Source organism: Neisseria sp. P0021.S005, assembly GCF_051956955.1.
In genome coordinates this window covers 1-2,522 of sequence record NZ_JBQCWY010000449.1, presented here as the reverse complement: position 1 = coordinate 2,522, position 2,522 = coordinate 1, and the positions used below count along the sequence as shown (strand labels likewise).

Here is a 2,522-nt window from a genome sequence, read left to right as displayed (position 1 = left end):
CGTTATCGCTTACAACCTCTTGCAATCCATCCGCCTGTTGGGCGATGCGTGCAACAGCTTCAATGAAAACTGCGCCGTCGGCATCGAACCCGTACCGGAAAAAATCGACTATTTCCTGCACCATTCCTTGATGCTGGTTACTGCGTTAAACCGCAAAATCGGCTACGAAAACGCCGCCAAAGTCGCTAAAACCGCCTACAAAAACGACAAATCGTTGCGCGAAACCGCCATCGAATTGGGCTTGTTGACAGGCGAAGAGTTTGACGAATTGGTCGTTCCTGCCGATATGGTTCATCCGCGTTAAGCTTTAATAATGAAACATGCCGTCTGAAAATGTTTTCAGACGACATGTTTTTATGCTGCGGTTTCCTTTTCCTCAAATAGGGTAAAAATCATTGGCAGCAGATTGATGCCCATTAGAAACATTATTGAGCTCAAAAATGTACGCCAGGCGTAATGCCACGCTTCCTTTCTGTCTGCTTGAGGTAGGAGCGATGCAGAATAGCGGTTGTGTAGGGTTTTTGCGGTGTCATTGTTTTCCAAATAGTCCAACGAAAGTACCAATAATTTGCCCGTGTCCTTGTGTTGTAAGAATTTGGCATGTTCAACCCAGATGCCCGGCTTGGCGTATTCGCATAAAGATTCAATGCCGACGCAAGAGGCCAAGCTGTTTTGGTTGTTTTGCAAAATCGACAACTCGTTTTTTTCAGCCTGCATGGTGGCGGCGGAGGTTTGATGAAGGTATGCGCTCATGCCGTTGCCCTCTATTGCTTGAAAATCATGGAGATGGCTGAATCCGCCATTTTCCCAGGCGACGAATAAGGCATAGCATCCGCTGAATAGGCAGATCATAGCCAATTTAAAGACAATATTTTTCATCCTTGCTCCTTTTGTTTGAAGACGGCGGCAAAGTCAGGAGGCGTGTTTTCTCGTTTGAAGGTAAGTTTAGGTTTTATCTGTTTTTATTGTGAGGTTGAGTGTAACACGGGTAATCAAAAGGCCGTCTGAAAATTTTCAGACGGCCTTTTATTGTCTGTTTAGATGGGTTTAAGCCAATATTTCACGCCAGCGTTTAACTTGGAAACGGACTTGTTCAGGCGCGGTGCCGCCCAAGTGGTTGCGCGCGTTTAAGCTGCCTTCGGGTGTCAGCACGCTGTAAACATCGTCGGCAATCAAACTGCTGAAACCTTGCAGGACTTCAAGTGGCAATTCGCTCAAATCAACGCCAGCTTCATCAGCATGGCGCACGGCTTGGGCAACGACTTCGTGGCTGTCGCGGAAAGGCATGCCTTTTTTTACCAAGTAATCCGCCAAGTCGGTAGCCGTTGCAAAACCCTGCATGACGGCGGCACGCATATTGTCGGGTTTGACGGTCACGCCGCGCATCATGTCGGCGTAAATGCGCAGGGTGTCGATAAGCGTGTCGGCAGTGTCAAACAGTGGCTCTTTGTCTTCCTGATTGTCTTTGTTGTATGCCAAAGGTTGCGATTTCATCAGGGTAACCAGGCCGATCAGGTGGCCAATCACGCGACCGGATTTACCGCGCACCAGTTCGGGTACGTCAGGGTTTTTCTTTTGCGGCATGATGGAAGAGCCGGTGCAGAAACGGTCGGCAATATCGATAAAGCCGAAACGCGGACTCATCCACAAAATCAATTCTTCGGAAAGACGGCTCAGATGAACCATAATCAGGGAAGCGGCGGCGGTGAACTCAATGGCAAAATCGCGGTCAGATACGGCATCGAGCGAGTTTTGGCAGATTTGCTCAAAGCCCAACAGCTCGGCGGTAATTTCGCGTTGAATCGGGTAGGTGGTGCCGGCCAGTGCGGCGGCGCCGAGCGGCATACGGTTGACGCGTTTGCGGCAGTCGGCCATGCGCTCGAAATCGCGGCCGAGCATTTCGACGTAGGCGAGCATGTGGTGTCCGAAGCTGACCGGCTGGGCAACTTGCAGGTGGGTAAAGCCGGGCATGACGGTTTCGGCATTTTGTTCCGCCAAATCGACTAAGGCCGTCTGAAGGTTTTGAATCAGGCTTTGGATAACGGTAATTTGATCGCGCAGCCATAGACGGATGTCGGTAGCGACTTGGTCGTTGCGGCTGCGGCCGGTGTGCAGGCGTTTGCCGGCGTCGCCGATTTTGTCGGTGAGGCGGCGTTCGATGTTCATGTGGACATCTTCCAAATCCAGCGACCAGGAAATAGTTCCTTCCTTGATTTCTGCTATAATCTCGGCCATGCCCTGACGGATGGCCGAGAGGTCGTCTTCGCTCAAAACGCCCGACTGTGTCAGCATTTGCGCGTGTGCCAGCGAGCCTTGGATGTCCCATTCTGCCAGTCGTTTGTCAAAATCAATCGAGCCGGTATATTTTTTGACCAGCTCGGAAACAGGTTCGTTAAAACGGCCTGACCAGGTTTTGTCCTTGCTCATATCAGCATCCTTAAAATATAAATAAAAAAAACAGGGCCTACGTCTTCAATATAGCAGACCCGTCTATACATTATGAAAGAAAACGGTTGAAATTA

2 protein-coding genes and 1 pseudogene are annotated in these 2,522 nt (G+C 50.0%); 1 reads left to right on the top strand and 2 read right to left on the bottom strand.

What is annotated here, in order from left to right; translation table 11 throughout:
• Window positions 1-304 (top strand): annotated as a pseudogene (locus ACTHUE_RS15415) (class II fumarate hydratase); the annotation flags it as partial.
• 50 nt (window positions 305-354) lie between these two features.
• Here the strand turns inward: ACTHUE_RS15415 and ACTHUE_RS15410 are convergent.
• Window positions 355-879 (bottom strand): hypothetical protein, encoded by a 525-nt coding sequence (locus ACTHUE_RS15410; protein ID WP_219089534.1) that lies wholly within the window; start codon window positions 877-879, stop codon window positions 355-357.
• Between the two features lie 168 nt (window positions 880-1,047).
• Window positions 1,048-2,427 (bottom strand): argininosuccinate lyase, encoded by a 1,380-nt coding sequence (gene argH, locus ACTHUE_RS15405; protein WP_219089536.1) that lies wholly within the window; start codon window positions 2,425-2,427, stop codon window positions 1,048-1,050.
• Window positions 2,428-2,522 lie beyond the last annotated feature (95 nt).

Coding starts and splice junctions, on each gene's coding strand:
- ACTHUE_RS15410 (WP_219089534.1), bottom strand. CDS start 879: ATGAAAAATATTGTCTTTAAATTGGCTATGATCTGCCTATTCAGCGGA.
- argH (WP_219089536.1), bottom strand. CDS start 2,427: ATGAGCAAGGACAAAACCTGGTCAGGCCGTTTTAACGAACCTGTTTCC.